The sequence below is a fragment of the Janibacter alkaliphilus genome (assembly GCF_013408565.1).
Taxonomy (GTDB): domain Bacteria; phylum Actinomycetota; class Actinomycetes; order Actinomycetales; family Dermatophilaceae; genus Janibacter; species Janibacter alkaliphilus.
On record NZ_JACBZX010000001.1, the window covers coordinates 55,253 to 72,288 of the forward strand.

The 17,036-nt window shown below is 75.4% G+C and carries 19 protein-coding genes; 6 read left to right on the forward strand and 13 right to left on the reverse strand.

Annotated features, from left to right (window positions below):
• Positions 1 to 134: 134 nt before the first annotated feature.
• Positions 135 to 1,295 carry an MFS transporter gene (locus BJY28_RS00275; RefSeq protein WP_179461236.1) on the forward strand — a complete coding sequence of 387 codons (1,161 nt, stop codon included), beginning with the start codon at positions 135 to 137 and terminating at the stop codon, positions 1,293 to 1,295.
• A gap of 129 nt (positions 1,296 to 1,424) precedes the next feature.
• Here BJY28_RS00275 and BJY28_RS00280 read toward each other — a convergent pair whose 3' ends face one another.
• Genes BJY28_RS00280 through BJY28_RS00290 form a run of 3 tightly spaced genes read right to left on the reverse strand, consistent with a single transcriptional unit; the run spans position 1,425 to position 4,014 of the window.
• The gene (locus tag BJY28_RS00280) at positions 1,425 to 2,345 is read right to left on the reverse strand and encodes an NAD(P)-dependent oxidoreductase (protein ID WP_343036870.1); all 921 of its coding nucleotides are present in this window, start codon (positions 2,343 to 2,345) and stop codon (positions 1,425 to 1,427) included.
• 38 nt (positions 2,346 to 2,383) lie between these two features.
• Complete coding sequence (locus BJY28_RS00285; protein ID WP_179461237.1) at positions 2,384 to 3,361, reverse strand: N-acetylmuramoyl-L-alanine amidase; 978 nt, start codon at positions 3,359 to 3,361, stop codon at positions 2,384 to 2,386.
• Complete coding sequence (locus tag BJY28_RS00290) at positions 3,358 to 4,014, reverse strand: SPOR domain-containing protein (RefSeq protein ID WP_179461238.1); 657 nt, start codon at positions 4,012 to 4,014, stop codon at positions 3,358 to 3,360. Before BJY28_RS00290 ends, BJY28_RS00285 begins: the two co-directional genes overlap by 4 nt.
• 259 nt (positions 4,015 to 4,273) lie before the next feature.
• Between BJY28_RS00290 and BJY28_RS00295 the strand changes: the two genes are divergently transcribed.
• Entirely contained in the window at positions 4,274 to 4,891 is a 618-nt protein-coding gene (locus BJY28_RS00295) for a hypothetical protein (RefSeq protein ID WP_179461239.1), read from the forward strand.
• 46 nt (positions 4,892 to 4,937) lie between these two features.
• Here BJY28_RS00295 and gatB read toward each other — a convergent pair whose 3' ends face one another.
• From gatB to BJY28_RS00320, 5 genes are all read right to left on the reverse strand, one after another.
• Entirely contained in the window at positions 4,938 to 6,506 is a 1,569-nt protein-coding gene (gatB, locus tag BJY28_RS00300) for an Asp-tRNA(Asn)/Glu-tRNA(Gln) amidotransferase subunit GatB (protein WP_179461240.1), read from the reverse strand.
• Between the two features lies 1 nt (position 6,507).
• On the reverse strand, positions 6,508 to 8,016 hold the full coding sequence (gatA, locus tag BJY28_RS00305; protein WP_343036871.1) for an Asp-tRNA(Asn)/Glu-tRNA(Gln) amidotransferase subunit GatA: 1,509 nt from the start codon (positions 8,014 to 8,016) through the stop codon (positions 6,508 to 6,510).
• Between the two features lie 134 nt (positions 8,017 to 8,150).
• Positions 8,151 to 8,462, reverse strand: a complete 312-nt coding sequence (gene gatC, locus BJY28_RS00310) for an Asp-tRNA(Asn)/Glu-tRNA(Gln) amidotransferase subunit GatC (RefSeq protein WP_179461242.1) — start codon at positions 8,460 to 8,462, stop codon at positions 8,151 to 8,153.
• 5 nt (positions 8,463 to 8,467) lie between these two features.
• Positions 8,468 to 9,340, reverse strand: a complete 873-nt coding sequence (locus tag BJY28_RS00315) for a nitrilase-related carbon-nitrogen hydrolase (protein WP_343036872.1) — start codon at positions 9,338 to 9,340, stop codon at positions 8,468 to 8,470.
• Positions 9,333 to 9,857, reverse strand: a complete 525-nt coding sequence (locus tag BJY28_RS00320) for an SRPBCC family protein (protein WP_179461243.1) — start codon at positions 9,855 to 9,857, stop codon at positions 9,333 to 9,335. Before BJY28_RS00320 ends, BJY28_RS00315 begins: the two co-directional genes overlap by 8 nt.
• Positions 9,858 to 9,912: 55 nt before the next feature.
• Here BJY28_RS00320 and BJY28_RS00325 point away from each other — a divergent pair, with 55 nt between their 5' ends.
• Positions 9,913 to 10,341 carry an HIT family protein gene (locus tag BJY28_RS00325; protein ID WP_179461244.1) on the forward strand — a complete coding sequence of 143 codons (429 nt, stop codon included), beginning with the start codon at positions 9,913 to 9,915 and terminating at the stop codon, positions 10,339 to 10,341.
• 40 nt (positions 10,342 to 10,381) lie between these two features.
• Here the strand turns inward: BJY28_RS00325 and BJY28_RS00330 are convergent, their stop codons facing one another.
• The 4 genes from BJY28_RS00330 to BJY28_RS00345 all read right to left on the reverse strand — a co-directional run bounded on the left by BJY28_RS00330 (position 10,382) and on the right by BJY28_RS00345 (position 14,389).
• Complete coding sequence (locus tag BJY28_RS00330) at positions 10,382 to 10,798, reverse strand: DUF6912 family protein (protein ID WP_179461245.1); 417 nt, start codon at positions 10,796 to 10,798, stop codon at positions 10,382 to 10,384.
• Positions 10,795 to 12,216, reverse strand: coding sequence for a wax ester/triacylglycerol synthase family O-acyltransferase (locus BJY28_RS00335; RefSeq protein ID WP_179461246.1), 1,422 nt, complete (start codon positions 12,214 to 12,216; stop codon positions 10,795 to 10,797). The genes BJY28_RS00330 and BJY28_RS00335 overlap by 4 nt, the downstream gene beginning before the upstream one ends.
• Positions 12,217 to 12,296: 80 nt before the next feature.
• The gene (locus BJY28_RS00340; RefSeq protein WP_343036873.1) at positions 12,297 to 13,631 is read right to left on the reverse strand and encodes a CpaE/TadZ family protein; all 1,335 of its coding nucleotides are present in this window, start codon (positions 13,629 to 13,631) and stop codon (positions 12,297 to 12,299) included.
• Positions 13,628 to 14,389, reverse strand: a complete 762-nt coding sequence (locus tag BJY28_RS00345; protein ID WP_179461247.1) for a hypothetical protein — start codon at positions 14,387 to 14,389, stop codon at positions 13,628 to 13,630. The genes BJY28_RS00340 and BJY28_RS00345 overlap by 4 nt, the downstream gene beginning before the upstream one ends.
• 192 nt (positions 14,390 to 14,581) lie before the next feature.
• Here BJY28_RS00345 and BJY28_RS00350 point away from each other — a divergent pair, with 192 nt between their 5' ends.
• Positions 14,582 to 14,821 (forward strand): helix-turn-helix domain-containing protein, encoded by a 240-nt coding sequence (locus BJY28_RS00350; protein WP_179461248.1) that lies wholly within the window; start codon positions 14,582 to 14,584, stop codon positions 14,819 to 14,821.
• A gap of 39 nt (positions 14,822 to 14,860) precedes the next feature.
• Here BJY28_RS00350 and BJY28_RS00355 read toward each other — a convergent pair whose 3' ends face one another.
• Positions 14,861 to 15,400: a hypothetical protein gene (locus BJY28_RS00355; RefSeq protein ID WP_179461249.1), complete on the reverse strand. Its 540-nt coding sequence runs from the start codon at positions 15,398 to 15,400 to the stop codon at positions 14,861 to 14,863.
• Between the two features lie 121 nt (positions 15,401 to 15,521).
• Here BJY28_RS00355 and BJY28_RS15755 point away from each other — a divergent pair, with 121 nt between their 5' ends.
• Entirely contained in the window at positions 15,522 to 16,436 is a 915-nt protein-coding gene (locus BJY28_RS15755; RefSeq protein ID WP_218875111.1) for a LysM peptidoglycan-binding domain-containing protein, read from the forward strand.
• Positions 16,433 to 17,020, forward strand: a complete 588-nt coding sequence (locus BJY28_RS00365) for an Rv3235 family protein (RefSeq protein ID WP_179461250.1) — start codon at positions 16,433 to 16,435, stop codon at positions 17,018 to 17,020. The genes BJY28_RS15755 and BJY28_RS00365 overlap by 4 nt, the downstream gene beginning before the upstream one ends.
• Positions 17,021 to 17,036 lie beyond the last annotated feature (16 nt).

A 17,036-nucleotide genomic window follows, 5' to 3' on the forward strand; every position in this document is an offset into this window, starting at 1 on the left:
CCGGAGCTGACCTGCTCGCCCCGGGACAAGCCCCGCCGCCCAGCCTGTCGCGGGCCGCGCGCCGCAGCGTCCGCGACCCCTGGCCGCGATGAAGGGTACCCTTACCTTGCCGGGGTGACGGGAGAGGAACCGGCGTGAGCGACGAGACCGACGACCAGACCCACGGACCGAGGCAACGCACCGGCGTGCTGCTGCTCGCCGTGCTCATCACCTTCAGCGCCCAGCAGGTGCTCATGCCGGCGCTGGCGCCCTTCGCCCGGGAGACGGGTCCGAGCGAGACCGAGCTGGGATCGGTTATCGGGATCGCCGCGGGCATCCTCGTGCTCGCCGCTCCGCTGTGGGCGCGCACCTGTGCGCTCCAGGGTCCGCGCGCGATCCTGGTGACCGGGCTGCTGCTCACCCTCGTCGGCAGCGGCGGATTCGCGCTGGTGGCTACCGCAGCCCTGGACGGGCAGCTCTCGGGGGGCACCACCTTCGCCCTCGTGCTGCTCACCCGCGGCCTGATCTTCGGCGCCGGTCTGGCCGCGGTCCCGGTCGCCGCGCTGGCCTTCGTCGCTGCCGCCACCAGCGGCACCGAGCGCACCTCCGGTATCGCCAAGGCCGGTGGCGCGCAGGGCGCCGCGGTCGTCGTCGGGCCGACGGTCGGGACGGTGGCCGCCTTCGCCGGGCTGCTCGGGCCGCTGTGGGTGGCGCCGCTCTTCGTGCTGCTGGCGCTCGTGCTCGTGGTGCTGCGGCTGCCGCGCACCCGCCCGACCAGCCCGCCCGGGAGCCGGGTGCGGCTGCGGCCGTGGGACCCGCGGCTGCGCTCCTTCCTGCTGCTCGGCCTGGCGCTCTACACCAGCCTCGGGCTGGTGCTGCTCACCCTGGGCTTCGCGATCCAGGACCAGGGCGGCCTCGACCCCGCCGAGGCGGCCCGGGCGACCGGCGCGGCCACGGTCGCCTGCGGGGTGGTCCTCGGCCTCGTCCAAGGGGTGCTCGTCCCGCGCCTGGACCTGTCCCCACGCGCGCTGATCCTGCTCGGGGCCCCGATCGCGGCCGTGGGCCTGGTCTGCCTGGCGGTGGCCGGCGGCGCGCTCGTGCTCGGCGCCAGCATGGTGGTGGTGGCCCTGGGCATGGGTCTGGCCTCACCGGGCTACATGGCCGGTCCCTCGCTGGCGGTCGCCGACGAGGTGAGCAGCCAGCGGTGGCCGGCCTGCTCACCGCGACCAACGGCCTGGCCTTCGTCATCGGCCCCACCGCCGGGGGCGCGCTCTACGCGCTGGCCCACCCGCTGCCCTTCGTCGTCGCGGCGGTGATCACCGCGGCCGATGTGCTCGTGGTGCTCCTCGACCGGCGGGTCACCGACCAGCCCTCCCCCGACCAGACCGCCAGCGACCGACGGCCGGCGAGCGCCTGAGGCGGCCACGCGACGCCGGGAGCGTCGGTCAGGGTGTCGCGACGAGATGCATCGGCTCGTCCCCGCGGGCCAGCCGGGTCAGCTGCTCGCGCAGCAGCGCCACGGCCCGCGGCCGGAAGGCCTCGCTGGGGCCTCCGGTGTGCGGGCTGATGATCACCCCGTCCGCGCTCCACAGCGGGTGCTCCGGCGGCAGCGGCTCGGGGTCGGTGACGTCGAGGGCGAAGCGCAGCCGCCCGACCTCGGCCAGCGCGGCATCGGTCACGAGGGCGCTGCCGCGCCCGACGTTGACCACCAGCGCCCCGTCCGGCAGCGCGGCCAGGGCCCCCTCGTCGAGGATGCCGGCGGTGGCCGCCGACCCGGGCAGCACCGAGACGACGATGTCGTGATCGGGCAGCAGCGCGGACAGCTCGTCGATGCCGTGGACCTGGTCGACGAGCTCGTCCCCGCCGCGGGCGCGGGAGGCGACGGCGGTGAGCCGCACCTCGAAGGGGGCCAGCCGCGCCGCGATCGCCCGACCCACCGAGCCGTAGCCCAGCAGCAGCACCCGGTGGTCGGCCAGCCCGGGACGCACCCGCGCCGGCAGCCACTCGCCGCGCCGCTGCGCGGCGGCGAACTCGTCGAGACCACGCTGCGCGGCGAGCACGAGAGCCAGCGCCAGCTCGGCGGTGGCGGTGTCGTGCACCCCCTTGGCGTTGGCCAGGCGCACACCCTCCGGCAGGCGCTCGGGGACCCCGTCGAAGCCTGCGGTGAGCAGCTGCACCAGGCGGGTGCTCGGCGCCTGCGGCAGCCCGTCGAGCCATCCTGACCCGGACATGTAGGGGGCGACGACGACGTCGATCTCTGCCTCCGGGGGCGGCCCGCCGGCGGGGTCCCACACGAGCGCGTCCACCCCCTCGACGGGCCCGACGTCCTCGCGCCAGCTGTCGTCCGGGAAGGTCACGGTGAGCACGCGCAGCAGTCTAGGTCCGACGGGCCGGGCTCGACCGGCTACCGCTGGCGCTCCCGGGCGAGGCGCCGGGCGAGCACCCAGGACAGGCCGCCCACGAGCAGGGTGCCCCCACCGGCGATCGCCGCGCGGGCGAGGTCGTCGTCGCCGGTGCCGCCGACAGCCTCGACGCCGGTGCTGGAGCCTGCGGTGGGTCGGGCCGCGGACGCGCCGCTGCGGCTCCGGCCCTGCTGGTCTGACGTGCCGCCTCCGGGCCGTGTGCTCGACGACGGCGTCCCGGTCGCGCTCCCCTGGGTGGTGCTCGAGGTCTTGGTGGTCGAGGGCGCGCTCGAGGGCGTCGAGCTCGAGCGGGACGAGGCGCTGCTCGCGCCCGCGGTCGGACCGCCCGCGCCCTGCAGCCGACGCGCCCCGGGCAGCAGCTCGGCCGCCACGAGCCCGTACCCGACGTCGCCGGGGCAGGTGGTCAGCGACATGTCCCGGTGCCCGGCGACCGGCTCGGTCGTCACCGCGGTGCCGGCCGGCCAGCGGTCCGAGCCGCGGGAGGTGAAGCGCACCGTGGATCCCTCGCCGAGGTCGATGCCGTCCCGCTCGGCCAGCCAGGCCAGCAGCCCGGTCATCGCGGTGACCGCGGCCGGCGTGGGACGGGTGCTGCTGAGGTCACCGATGAAGCAGCACAGCTCGGCGTGCCCCTGGCTGCCGCCGGTGGCGTCCCCGCGGACGGGGGCGGCGAGGCTGCCCTGGCGCCCCTCCCACACCTGGCCGCCGACGTCGACGAGGAAGTTGTAGGCGAGGTCCGGCCACCCCTTCGTCCCGGTGTGGTGGCGGTAGAAGGAGCGCAGCTGGTCCACCGAGGCGCTGGCCGGCACGTTCGGGGTGGCGGTGTGGTGCACCAGCAGGAAGCGCACGTCCTCCTCGGCGCGCAGCGCCCCGGTCGGCGGCAGGTCGGCGCCCCAGTCCGTGCGCGGCCGCACCTGAGGGGCCTGGGCGCGCCCCGCGACGGCCGTGGTGCGGCGGCTCACCCGACCTGGCGCTCGTAGCAGTCGCCGCCGAGGTCGTAGCCCATGTCGCGGCAGGCCGCACGCGCCGCCTCCTGCGAGCCGAACCCCACCACGGACACCGCCCAGTAGCCCGGGCGCAGCCCCGGGATCGTGCTGGAGTCGACGACCACCGTCCCGTATCCGCCGGACAGCTGGCCGGCGCGCTGGCTGGCGTAGGCCGGCGTGTGCTCCGACTTCTCCAGCGACTCCAGGACGACCAGCCAGCTGCCCGAGGGCAGCTCGGTGACCACCTCGGTGCCGTCCTCGGTGGCGGTGACCGTGCGGGTGGTCTCGGTGACCGTGGCCGTGCTGGCGCTGCTGGGTGGCGCCGCCGCCGTGGGCACCTCGGCGGTCGGCGGCGGGGAGGCGGTCTCGGTGACCACGGTGACCGTCGCCTCGTCCCCGGCGACCTGCTCGTCGTCCTGACCGACGACCGCCACCCCGTAGGCGATGGCCGCGGCCACGAGCACCAGCGCGAGGATCCCGGCGAAGATCCAGCCCACCGAGCCGCCGCTCGAGCGCTGCGGGTAGGCCGGCGGGGTGGCCGTCGACCAGCCGGCACCGGCCGCCGGCGTGCCGCAGTACGGGCAGCGCTCACCGTGGAAGGCGTTGTGACAGACCTGGCACTCCTGCACGAGCCACCCCCGGGGACCGTGTCGGCGTCGTGACCGGCGCCACGACGCATCCAGCGTAGGCAGGTGCGCACCGGACGGCGGTGACGATCACGCGGTCGTCACGCGGTGATCACGCCACTGCGTGACGAGCGCGTGCGGGCCGAGATCTCAGGTATTTCTGCTCATGGACAGCACGGTCCCGGTGTGGGTCGATGGTTCGGCAGCGCCCTCGTCAGCGCGCAGCCCGCGCGCTCGGCGCCGTGTCGAAGGGGACACCATCATGACATCCACGACCCGCACCTGTACGGCACTCGCCCTGTCCGCCGCCCTGCTCGTGGCCGCACCGACCACCGGCGCGAGCGCCGACCCGGTCACCCCGGGCGAGCGGGCGGCCCGCTCGGCACCCGCCGGCCACCACGACTTCGTCAGCAGCGGGGTGGTGCTCGCCGGCGCGGTCAACAACGAGTTCGGGCCCCGCATCTGGGGCAACCGGCACCAGCTGCGGCTGACCACCGACAACGGGGTCGCCTCGGGGTACCTGCGCTCCTTCTACTGCCCCTCCGGCGCCTCGGTGAGCCCGACCTGGGCCTCGTCCCGCTGCACCCACCGGCAGACGATCCGGCTGCAGCGCTGGCCGGGCTTCGACGTCGGCTGGGTCAGCTCGACCGGGCTCTCGGCGACCCAGCGGGGCAACCTCTACGGCGCGCGGGACGGTCGGGTGCGCTGGCCGTTGGAGAGCAACCTGACCCTCTACGCCACCGGCTACCCGATGGACGACGGTGACGGCACCTTCTACTCGTGGTGGCGCGAAGCCAGCGTGCGGGGCACCTTCGCCGGGCTGCCGATCCTGGCCGGCAGCCGCCGCGAGGGTCTCATCGGCGGGTACGGACCGGCCTGATCCGCACCGGGGTGCAGATGGCCGGCCCTCGGGAGCCGGGGGCCGGTCAGCCGTCGACGCCGAGGGAGGCGAGGATCAGCTCCCGCGCCCGACCGGCGTCCGCCTGCCCCTTCATCTCCTTCATCACCTGGCCGATGAGGGCGCCGGCGGCCTGCACCTTGCCGCCGCGGATCTTCTCGGCGATGTCCGGGTTGGCGGCGACGACCTTCTCGACGGCGGCCTCCAGGGCCCCGTCGTCCTGGACGAGCTCCAGCCCGCGGGCGTCCGCGACCTCGGTCGGGGTGCCCTCGCCGTCGAGCACGCCCTCCAGGGTCTGCCGGGCCATCGAGTCGTTGAGCCGCCCCGAGGTGACCAGCGACTCGAGCTCGGCGACGTGCGCCGGGGTGATGCCGACCCGGTCGGCGTAGGTGACCAGGTCGGTGCCCTCGGTGTTGGCCCGGCGCGAGGGCTCGGCCAGCCACCACTTGCGGGCGGTCTGGGCGCTGGCGCCGGCGGCCACGGTCTCCTCGATGAGCTCGACGGCGCCGGCGTTGAGCACGTCGCGCATCTCCAGGTCGGAGTAGCCCCACTCCCCCTGCAGCCGGCGGCGGCGCTGCGCCGGGGGCTCGGGCAGGGTCGCCCGCAGCTCCTCGACCCGCTCCGCCGACGGAGCCACCGGCACCAGGTCGGGCTCGGGGAAGTAGCGGTAGTCCTCGGCGTCGGACTTCTCCCGGCCGCTGGTGGTGATGCCGGTGTCCTCGTGCCAGTGCCGGGTCTCCTGGACGATCGACCCGCCGCCGGTGAGCACCGCCGCGTGCCGGCACACCTCGTAGCGCACCGCCCGCTCCACGCTTCGCAGGCTGTTGACGTTCTTGGTCTCGCTGCGGGTGCCCATCGGCACCGCCAGCTGCTCGGCGTTGCGCGGGTCGGTCGGGTCGCCCGCCTTCGGGCGCAGCGAGAGGTTGACGTCGCAGCGCATCGAGCCCTGCTCCATCTTCACGTCCGAGACGTCCAGGGCGCGCAGCAGGTCGCGCAGCGCGGAGACGTAGGCGCGGGCGATCTCGGGGGCCCGCTCGCCGGCCCCGACCAGCGGCCGGGTGACGATCTCGATGAGCGGGATCCCGGCCCGGTTGTAGTCGACGAGGGAGTGGTCGGCGCCGTGGATGCGCCCGGTGGCGCCGCCGACGTGCAGCGACTTGCCGGTGTCCTCCTCCATGTGCGCGCGCTCGATCTCGACGCGGTAGGTGCTGCCGTCGTCGAGCTCGACGTCCAGGTGCCCGTCGACGGCGATCGGCTCGTCGTACTGGCTGGTCTGGAAGTTCTTCGGCATGTCCGGGTAGAAGTAGTTCTTCCGGGCGAAGCGGGACCACGGCGCGATCTGGCAGCTGAGCGCCAGCCCGATCCGGATCGCCGACTCGACGCCGACGGCGTTGACCACCGGCAGCGCGCCGGGCAGCCCGAGGCAGACCGGGCAGACCTGGGTGTTCGGCTCGGCGCCGAAGGTGGTGGCGCAGCCGCAGAACATCTTCGTCGCGGTGCCGAGCTCGACGTGCACCTCCAGACCCATGACCGGGTCGAAGGTGGCCAGCGCCTCGTCGTAGCCGAGCACCTCGTCGGTGGCGCGGGTGGCGGTCATCTCAGGCTCCCTTCGTCGGCAGGGCGGGGGCGCTGTCCAGCAGCGGGCCGCCCCAGTCGGCGTGCAGCCGCTGCTCCAGCGCGGCGCCGACCGAGTAGAGGCGCTCGTCGCGCATCGCCGGGGCGAGGATCTGGAATCCGGCCGGCAGCCCGTCCTCGTCGGCCAGACCGCTGGGCAGCGACATCCCGGGCAGCCCGGCGAGGTTGGCCGGGATGGTGGCGATGTCGCCGCGGTACATCGCCAGCACGTCGCCCGACTTCTCCCCGACCCGGAAGGCGGTGGTCGGCGCGGTCGGGCAGACCAGCACGTCGGCGGTCTCGAAGGCGGCGGCGAAGTCGTCGGCGATGAGCCGGCGCACCTTCTGCGCGCTGCCGTAGTAGGCGTCGTAGTAGCCCGAGGAGAGGGCGTAGGTGCCCAGGATGATCCGGCGCTTGACCTCGTCGCCGAAGCCGGCCTCGCGGCTGGCGGCCATCACCTCCTCGGCGCTGGGGTCGCCGTCCGGGGCGACCCGCAGCCCGTAGCGCATGGCGTCGAAGCGGGCCAGGTTGCTGCTCGCCTCGCTGGGCAGGATGAGGTAGTAGGCCGCCAGCGCGTGCTCGAAGCTGGGGCAGCTCACCTCGACGACCTCGGCGCCGGCGTCAACGAGGTGGGCGACCGCCTCGTCGAAGCGGGCCTGGACGCCGGGCTGGAAGCCCTCGCCGGTGAGCTCGCGGATGATGCCCACCTTCGTGCCGGCGACGTCGGCGCGGCGGGCGGCCTCGACGACCGGCGGGACCGGGGCGTCGATCGAGGTGGAGTCCATCGGGTCGTGCCCGGCCATCACCTCGTGCAGCAGGGCGGTGTCCAGCACGGTGCGCCCGCACGGACCGGCCTGGTCCAGCGAGCTGGCCATCGCCACCAGGCCGTAGCGCGAGACCCCGCCGTAGGTGGGCTTGACCCCGACGCTGCCGGTGACCGCGGCCGGCTGACGGATCGAGCCCCCGGTGTCGGTGCCGGTGGCCAGCGGTGCCTGGAAGGAGGCGAGCGCGGCGCTGGAACCACCGCCGGAGCCGCCGGGCACCCGGCCGAGGTCCCAGGGGTTGCGGGTGTCGCCGAAGGCGGAGTGCTCGGTGGAGCTGCCCATGGCGAACTCGTCCATGTTCGTCTTGCCGAGGATCGGCAGGCCCGCGGCGCGAAGGCGGGTGACGACCGTCGCGTCGTAGGGCGGGACCCAGCCGGCCAGGGTGCGGCTGCCGCAGGTGGTCGGCTGGTCGGTCGTCGTCATGACGTCCTTGACCGCGACCGGGACGCCGGCCAGGTCGTGCAGGCTCTCGCCCGCGGCCCGGCGGCGGTCCACCGCGTCGGCGGCGGCCAGCGCGGCCTCGTCGGCGACGTGCAGATAGGCCCGCACGCTCTCGTCCACCGCGGCGGTGCGGTCGAGGTGGGCCTGGGTGACCTCGCGGGCGCTCAGCTCGCCCGCGGCCAGCGAGCCGGCGAGGTCGGCGGCGGTCAGCCGGGTGATGTCGGTCACGGGGGTGTCCTTCGTCGGTGGGGCCATCGGGTCTGGGGGCGACGCGGGTCTGGGGGACGCGGGTCGTGCGGGCGGCTCGGGCCGGGATGCCGGCGCGCGCGGCGCCGGGCGGGTCGGGCGCGCGAGCGCCGGGATCACTCCTCGGAGAGGATCCGGGGCACGGAGAAGCGCTGCTCCTCGGCGGCCGGGGCTCCGGCCAGGGCCTGCTCGGGGGTGAGCGAGGGGCGCACCACGTCCTCGCGGGTGACGTTGACCAGCGGCATCGGGTGGCTCATCGGCTCCACCCCCTCGATCGGGGCCTGCTGCACCTGGGCGACGGCGCCGAGGATCTCGTCGAGCTCGCCGACCATCCGGTCGAGCTCGGCGTCGCTGAGCCGGATCCGGGCGAGGCCGGCCAGGTGGGCGACGTCGTCGCGGGTGATGCTGTCGCGGCTGGGGTCGGGCATGGGGGTCAGTCTATGGCGGTGCCGGCCACGGCCACGACCGGCACCTGGCGACGGGCGGCGGTCACCGACGCGGCGTCGACGTCGGCGACGAGCAGCCCGTCGCCGCCGTCGAGGCGGGCGCGCACCGCCCCGGTGGGGTCGGCCAGGGCCGAGCGCCCGATGCCGAAGGGGCCCTGCGTGGAGCGCGGGGTCCAGGACTGCCCGGCCGCCAGCAGCCAGGCCTGGGCGTCGTGCGCGCGGGCCCGGGTGAGCAGGTCCCACTGGTCGGCCTTGCCAGGGCCGTCCCCCCAGGAGGCGGGCAGCACGACGAGCTGGCAGCCGCGGCGTCCCAGCTCGGTGAAGTGGTCGGCGAAGCGGACGTCGAAGCAGGTGGCCAGGCCGACCCGCCACCCGTCGACGTCCACGTCGACGACCTCGCGCCCCGGGGCGACGCCGTCGGACTCGGTGGTGCCGAAGGCGTCGAAGAGGTGGATCTTGCGGTAGGTCGTCTCGGCCACCCCGGGGCCGGTGACCAGCAGGGTGTTGTGCACCCGGTGCCGGGTGCGGCCCTCGTCGGTGGTGATGGTGTCCGCCGGGGTGAAGAGGCCGACGACGAGGACCACCTGGTGCTCCTGCGCGGCGGCGCGCACCCCGTCGGCGAAGGGGCCGTCCAGCGGCTGGGCCACCTGGTCGAGGCGGCGGTTGGTGAAGGCGGACATCGTCGCCTCGGGGAGCACGACGAGCCGGGCGCCCTGCTCGGCGCCCGCGGCGGCGGCCTGCCGGACGAGGTCGAGGTTCGCGGCGGGGTCCTCGCCGGCGGTCAGCTGGGCCGCGGCGACGCGCAGCGGTGCGGGCTCGGGCGTTCGGGCGGGCTCGGGCGTTCGGGCGGGCTCACGCACCGGCGCTCCCGGGGCCGTGCTCGTCGGCGGCGAGCACCTCGCGGGCGGCGGCCAGGACCACCTCGTCGCGGCACCCCGCCGCGAAGCCCTCGATCCGCTGCCGGATCTCCCGGCCGAGCAGCCGCTGGCCGATCGGTACCGCGACCGGGGAGAGCCAGGAGGGGGTGATGTCGTAGGTGTACTTCCACACCGCGCGGGTGCCGCCCTCCTCCGGGCTGAAGCGCCACCCGCCGCCGAAGCGGGCGAAGAACCACGGGCCCTGCACCATCGTCATCCCGACCGAGGTCGGCGGCCGCCAGGAGACGTAGCGGCTGGTCATCGCCGGGCTCAGCGGGCCGAGGAAGGAGCTGCGGGTGAAGGTCTGCACGCCGACCCCGGGAGCAGTGGCCCCGTCGAGGAAGTGCTGCTCGCGGATGAACGGGTCCCACCGCAGCCGCACCGGGCCATGGGTCTGCGACACGGCGAAGGCGAGGTCCGGCGGGACCGGCACGTGGACGTCCGCGCTGACCTGGGGCATGCGACCAGCGTAGGCGCCCGGCCCGCGCAGCGGCCAGAGATCCTAGGCTGGCGGCATGGCCACCCTCTTCACGAAGATCATCGACGGCGAGATCCCCGGGCGCTTCGTCTGGTCCGACGACGTGTGCGTCGCCTTCCTGACGATCGAGCCGCTGACCGACGGGCACGCGATGGTCGTGCCGCGCGCCGAGCTGGAGCAGTGGACCGACGCCGACGAGCAGACCTGGGCGCACCTGCAGCGGGTCGCCCGGATCGTCGCCCAGGCGCAGCAGGAGGAGTGGGCGGCGCCGCGGATCGGGATGCTGCTGGAGGGCTTCCTCGTGCCGCACCTGCACGTGCACGTGTGGCCGGCCTTCTCGGCGGACGACTTCGACCCGCACGCACCGATGCAGGACGTGCCGGCCGAGCGGTTCGACGAGGCGGCCCGTCGGCTGCGCGAGCGGCTGGTCGCCGAGGGGCACGGGGCGCACGTCCCCGACGCCTGAGCGCCCGTCAGCCGACCGTCGGCGGACGGTCAGACGACGCTCAGGCGGTCGCGAGGTCGGTGAGCTCGGTGACGTCGTACCAGAGCAGCGCGTCGTAGCCGGTGCCCTCCTCGCCGGGCTCCTCCTCGACGTGGAAGGAGACGACGTCCTCGAGGTCCACCCCGGGCGCGTCGGCCGCCGACCCGGCGACCGCGTCCGCGCCAGCTCCATCGGCGGCGACGCCCTCGGCGGTCTCGGGCACCTCGGCGGCGGCGACCACCCGGCGACCCTGGCCGGGCAGCGCCGCGGCGGCGTCCAGCGCGGCGCACATCGCGTCGAACTCCAGATCCTCCTCGTCGGCGCGTGGCTCGGCGGCGCGCATCGCCGGGGTGACCGCGTACCGCGGCCGCGACGGCAGCCGACCGGAGTTCTCGACAGCGGCCAGGTCCTCGGTGCGCAGCGGCAGGTAGACCCTCACGAGCGCCGCCCGCTGCGGTGCGCGGTGCGCAGCTCGTCGAGGGAGTCGTAGATCGCCTGGGCGAGCACGTCGAGGTCGGGCATGGCGTCCCGGTCGGCGGTGAGCCCGTAGAAGACCTTGCCGTCGTAGGAGGTCATCCCGATGGCCAGGGCCTGACCCCGGCCCAGCGGCATCACCGGGTAGGTGGAGGCCATCCGCGACCCCTCGACCGAGAGGGTCTGCTGCGGACCGGGGACGTTGGTGATGACGAGGTTGAAGAGGCGCCGGGTCATCGCGCTGCCCAGCCGCGCCCCGAAGCTGTGCAGGGTCGGCGGGGCGAAGCCGTTCATCGACGACAACGAGGCGGCGTCCACCCCTTCGATCGCGGCGCTCTCCATCTGCTGACGCATCGCGAAGGCGATCTGGTGCAGCCGCATCGAGGGGTTGGTCTCGCCCACCGGCAGGTCCACGAAGCAGGCCCGCAGGGTGGTGCCCCCGGCGGCGTCGCCGTCGTCGCCCTTGATGCTCACCGGGACCATGACCCGCACCGTGGTCGTGCTGGTCACCGGCAGGCCGCGGGTCTGCATCCAGGTGCGCAGGCCGCCGCTGATCGTGGCCAGCACGACGTCGTTGATGGTGACGTCCTCGACGTAGCGGCCCCGGGTGAGCCGGGTGCGGATCGAGCGGTAGTCCTCGAGGTCGGTCTTGAGCACGACGAAGCGGCGGGCCGAGCCGACCGGCTGGTTCAGCGGGCTGTCCGGCGCCGGGCTGGCGCCGACCTTGGCGAGGGTGGCGACCACCTGGCCGGCGGTCTCGGCGACCCGCCGACCGGTGTCGGTGACGTCCCGCAGCCCGGTGCGCAGCGTGCCCAGGGCGGTGCGCGGGCTGAGCACCGAGGACATCACCGCGTCCGCGACGAGCCGCAGGTCGGAGGGGGCGTACTCGCCCGGGTCCTCGCCGGCGACCGCCTCGGGGTCGAGGATGAGCGCGGCGATGTCGACCGCCTCGATGCCGTCGACCATCGACTGGTGCGCCTTGGTGACGACCGCGAACCGGCCGTCCTCGACCCCTTCGACGAAGTAGGCCTCCCACAGCGGCCGGTCCCGGTCCAGCGGGCGGGAGAGGATCCGCGCGACGAACTCCTCGAGCTGGCCCTGGTCCCCGGGGACCGGTAGCGCCGAGCGCCGCACGTGATAGCTGAGGTCGAAGTGCGGGTCGTCCACCCAGACCGGGTTGGCGATCCGCCCGGGCACGTGGCGCACCCGCTGCCGGTAGCGGCGGCGGCCGGCGATCCGGTCGCTGATCACCTGGACGAACTGGTCGTAGTCGAAACCCTCCTTGGGCGGGTCGAAGACCATCACCGAGCCGACGTGCATCGGGAGGGTCGGCTCCTCCAGGTAGAGGAAGGCGGCGTCCTCGGCGCTCAGACGGTTCGACACGCCCGCCATGGTCTCACGCTCCCGGAGACGGGTCAGCGGCTCGGCGGAACCATCCCGACCTCGTCGGACGTCGCCCGCGGTCACCGACGCAGCAGCCGCGACCCGGTCCGCGACGGCCGGGGCAGCGCCCGTCCGGCGAGGGCGCCGGCGAGCTCGCGGAGGGCGGCGCGCAGCGGGCTGCCCGGCGCCGTCTCGGCGAGGGTGCGCCCGGCCAGCATGGCCGCGTCGGTGCTCGCCGGGTCGTCCGGGAGGAAGGCGATCCGCTCCAGTCCGGCGAAGCGCCGCAGCGAGTCGGCGATCCGGCGCTGCGGGTCGGACCCGACGGCCGACGCACGGACCCGGTTGACCACGGGACGAGGTGCCACCACCGGCAGGTCGGCCAGCGCCTGCACGGCCCGCACCATCCGCTGCAGGCCGACCGGGTCGCCCGCCCCCACGACGAGGATCTCGTCTGCCGCCTCGAGCGCGACCAGGGTGGTGGCGTTGCGGCGCGGCGCGAGGGTGTCGTAGCTCAGCTCCTCGTCGTCCTCGATGCTGAAGCCGCAGTCGACCACCACGAGCGGTGCGAGGTCACGGGAGAGGTCCAGGACGTGCTCCACCGCCGCGGCCCGCAGCTCGGTCCACCGGGCCGGGGTCGGGATCCCGGAGAGCACCCGCAGACCGGGCAGCACCTCCGGGGCGACCCGGGCCAGGGTCGGCAGGTCCAGGGAGCCGGCCTCGGAGGCCCGCACCGCGGCGGCCGCACCGGGCGCCTCGTCGATCATCGACAGCGCCTGGGCCACGCTGGCGCCGTAGGTGTCCACATCGACCAGCAGGGTCGGGACGCCGGACCCGGCGAGCTCGGCCGCCAGGTTGACCGCCACCGTGGTCCGGCCCGGCGCGCCGGTCGGGCCCCAGACGCAGACGACGCGACCGCGGGCCCGGCCCGCCTCGGGTGCCGGTGGCGGCTCGTCGGTGGGTCTCGGCGGCCCCGCCTGCGGGTCGTCGGTCGCGACGGCCACTCCCCCGGTCGACGTCGGGCCCGCGCCCACCGTCCCGGCCAGCGTCGCCGCACCGGGAGCCGGTCCGCGCCGGGCGACGCCGAGCAGGTCGGCCAGCTCGTCGGCGGGCGTGCCCAGGTGGACCACCCGGGTCAGGCCGAGCTGGCGCAGCCGACGCTCGCTGTCCTCGTCCCCCTCGGCGGAGGCACCCACGACGTGCACCCCGGCCAGGTCGAGCTGGTGCAGCGCGTCGCGGTCCAGGCCGCGCAGCTCGAGCGAGACCAGGGCCACGTCCCCGTGACCGGCCGCGACGGCGGAGACCAGCTCGGCCAGGTCCACGCAGCGACGGCCGACATCGATGCCGGGGAGGCTGTCGACGAGGGCGACCATCCGCGCCTCCCACTCGTGGCCCAGCGCGGTGACGACGGTGCTCACCCGGCGCTCCGCTCGGCGACGAGCTTGATCGGGGTCTCCTCGGAGTCCAGCGTCAGCAGCCGCTGAACCTGCGACTCAGGGACGAGGATCGTCACCGCGTCGGTGCTCTCCGAGCCGAGCACCCGCCCGGAGGGCTCGGGCACACCGGCCACGGTCACCCGCTCGAGCATCTTCTCGTAGACGATCTCCTCCTCGGCCGCCGCACCGGTGGCCGCGGTCGGCGCCTCGCCGGCCGCGGGGTCCGAACCCTCGCTGCTCGCCGGGTCCGATCCCTCGCCGCTCGTCTCGTCGGGCTCGCTCGGGTCCTCCCCGGCCGCGCTGGCCGGCACGGCGGTGTAGACGCTCACCCGGGAGCCCTTGGTGAGGTCGGTGAGGTAGATCGGGTCGACGTGCACCGGCACCGGGCTGACCGTCAGCGAGGACGCGTCCACCAGGGCGTCCCGGGGGACGAGCTCGCCCTGGCGCAGCGGACGGTCGACGACCGCGTCCTGGGGCAGCCCGTCCTCGGTGCGCAGGTAGGCCGCCGCGTCGTCGTCGAGCTGCACCTCGACCCGGGTCAGGTCGTCCTCGCCCACCCGGTCGCCGGGGGTCATCTCGCCGGCGGCGACCCAGACCCCTTCGCGCTCGTCGACGGCGCTGAAGGCCAGCGCCCCGACGATCACCGAGGCGAGCACGAGGACGACGCCGAGCACGAGCCGGGAGTCCTTCCAGGTGGCCGGGCGCAGTCGTCGGGCCTGGGGCGTGGGTAGCTGGGTCACGGGCTCGGCCTCTCCTGCTGGTCGGTGTCGCCCGAGCATCATGCCCCGGTATCGCGGGCCTCGCGCGGCGAGATCCACAGGCAGGCCCGTGATCCGCAGCATCCACAGGGTGGCTCGTGGGGCGGGGCGGCGCGTCCCGTGGTGGTGGCAGACTGGCCACGACCGCACCCTGCCGAGACCCAGGAGGACCAGGTGCCCCGGCGCTTCATCCCGCTGAGCGAGGTCTCCGAGATCCTCGGGATCTCCTCGGCCCAGGCCTACGCCCTGGTGCGCAGCGGGGACCTCCCGGCGATCAAGGTCGGCGGCCGGGGGCAGTGGCGCGTGGAGGTCGACGAGCTGGAGGCCTACATCCAGCGGATGTACGCCCAGACCCGCGACCTCGTCGCCGGCGGCGAGGAGGTCGACGCGCCGGAGCGGGCGCCCGGGGGCTGACCGACGCCGGCTCGGTGCCGACCCAGGGTTGACGCCCGGCTAGCCCGAGCTCACCGAGGCCAGCCCGGCGAAGGGGATCGTGCGCACCGAACGCACCGAGTCACGGCGCCGCGGGGCGTCCAGCGGATGCTCCGCCAGGTCGAAGGCGTCGGCACCCACCGCGTCGACCGTCCCGTGGGCGCTGCCCCCGGCGATGTCACCGACGACCACCGGGCGACGGTCCCGGCTGATCACCCGGAGCGCGTAGCCCAGCCCGAAGCGTCGTGCCCGGGCGTCGTCCCGGCGCGCCCCGCTCAGCCCGTGGATGCTGACCACCGCGGGCAGCGGCACCAGCACCGTGCGGGTCCGCTCCTGGAGCAGCAGCCACCCCTCGCCGGTGTCGAGCAGCTCGCCACGCACGTCGTCACCGCCGAGCAGGCGCAGCGCCAGCTGCGCGCCCACCGCGGCGACGAGGCGCTCGGAGAGGGTGACCCGGGCCCGCTCGGCCCGGGTCCGGTCGGCGATCTCGCCGTCGCGCTCGCGCCGGTCCTGGGCCTCGAGCTGGGCCTCGAGGTCGTCGAAGAGCCGGTCCCACCGCATGGTGCGCAATCTAGTCCGGTGGAGCGATTGCCGACGGGCGATACCCATGATTTGCTGTCTATCACTATCAAACAGCATCAAAAAGCACTGATAGATGCCACGAGGACACCCGGGGGATGACATGGACACGGGCGATGACATGGACGTGGGGGACGTCATGGACGCGAGCACGGCGGAGACGGGATCGACCCTGGCCGGCCGAGGGGGCGCGGGCCGTCCGGCGCTGGCGCTGCTCGTGGGAGCGGGTCTCCTCGCCGGCTCGGCGCAGCTGGCCCGGTGGACGCTCCCGCAGGGGCTCGGCCCGGCCGGCGACCCGGTGCAGCTGCTCGTCGGGGCGGCCGCGGTCGCCCTCGCGGGCCTGGTGGGCTGGCTGCTGCTGTGCATGGCGCTCACCCTGCTGGCCCGCCTGCCGGGCGCGGCCGGTCGCTGCGCCGCGCGCTGGCGACGCCGCCTCGCGCCGCGGCTGGTGCGCCGCTGGGCGGCTCTCGCGGTGGGCCTCGCGGTGCCGATCGGCGTGGGCCCCGCCGCAGCCGCCAGCACGGTCGCGACCTCCGTGGCCGCTCCGGGCGCCGCGCCCGCCGAGGACGAGCCGGGCGGGCGTGGGACCGGGTTCCCGGTGACCGGCCGGGCAGGAGCCTCCGCCGACGCCTCCCCGGAGACACCGTCCGCGGCATCGTCGGACGACGCCACCGCGCAGCCACCCTCCGCGACATCCTCGGACGACCCGGAGCGCCCGGGCTGGACCCCGCAGCGCCCCAGCTCGTCGCCGCAGCGGGCCGACGGGTCGCTCGTCGGCTCCCGCGTCGGCCCCCCGGGCGAGGGCGGCGCCGCCGAGGTGGTGGTCCGTCGGGGCGACACCCTGTGGAGCATCGCCGCCCGGGCGCTCGGTCCGGGCAGCACCGACCTGGAGATCGCCCGCGCCTGGCCGGACTGGCACGAGGCGAACCGGGCGGCGATCGGCCCGGATCCCGATCACCTGCTGCCGGGCACCCGGCTGCAGGCCCCGACGTCGACGTCCGAGGGGGCCGCGCGATGAGCCTGCGACCCGTGCTCGGCCCGGTCCGGATCTGCCCGGCTCCCCCGTCGGCGCCACCCGGGGTGGCCCTGCCCACCCACGAGGAGAACGCCGAGGAGAGCACCGGCAGCGGCGACCACGACGCACCCCCGTACGTGCAGGACGCGCTGGCGATGGACTTCGCCTCGGCCCGGGACGACCAGATCTTCGGGCCGCAGCCGAGCCGGGCGGCGGACCTGCCCGACCCGGCGGGATGGGCGGCGCACATCGCCCAGGCGATCGTCGAGGTGATGCACGGCGCCCGCCCGGCGACCCAGGTGCTGCGCTGGACCTCGCCCGAGGTGTACGCGGTGATCGCCCGACGCGGGGCGCTGGCCGCGCGGCGAGAGGCCGCCGCCCGGGGTGCGGAGCGCCGTCAGGACGCCGCCACCGACCACCGGCCGAGGCGCCGCACCCAGGTCACCCGGGTCCTCGTCGGGCACCCTCGACCCGACGTGACCGAGGCATCGGTCGTGCTCGTCGACGGCAGCCGGGTCCGCGCGCTGGCGATCCGGCTGGTCGGCCGCGACGGGCGCTGGGTCGTCGAGGCCCTGCAGATCGGCTGACCCGCAGGGCCCACGG

Coding starts and splice junctions, on each gene's coding strand:
- BJY28_RS00355 (WP_179461249.1), bottom strand. CDS start 15,400: ATGCGGTGGGACCGGCTCTTCGACGACCTCGAGGCCCAGCTCGAGGCC.
- gatC (WP_179461242.1), bottom strand. CDS start 8,462: ATGCCCGACCCCAGCCGCGACAGCATCACCCGCGACGACGTCGCCCAC.
- BJY28_RS00295 (WP_179461239.1), top strand. CDS start 4,274: ATGACATCCACGACCCGCACCTGTACGGCACTCGCCCTGTCCGCCGCC.
- BJY28_RS00320 (WP_179461243.1), bottom strand. CDS start 9,857: ATGCCCCAGGTCAGCGCGGACGTCCACGTGCCGGTCCCGCCGGACCTC.
- BJY28_RS15755 (WP_218875111.1), top strand. CDS start 15,522: ATGGACACGGGCGATGACATGGACGTGGGGGACGTCATGGACGCGAGC.
- BJY28_RS00365 (WP_179461250.1), top strand. CDS start 16,433: ATGAGCCTGCGACCCGTGCTCGGCCCGGTCCGGATCTGCCCGGCTCCC.
- gatB (WP_179461240.1), bottom strand. CDS start 6,506: ATGACCGCCACCCGCGCCACCGACGAGGTGCTCGGCTACGACGAGGCG.
- BJY28_RS00325 (WP_179461244.1), top strand. CDS start 9,913: ATGGCCACCCTCTTCACGAAGATCATCGACGGCGAGATCCCCGGGCGC.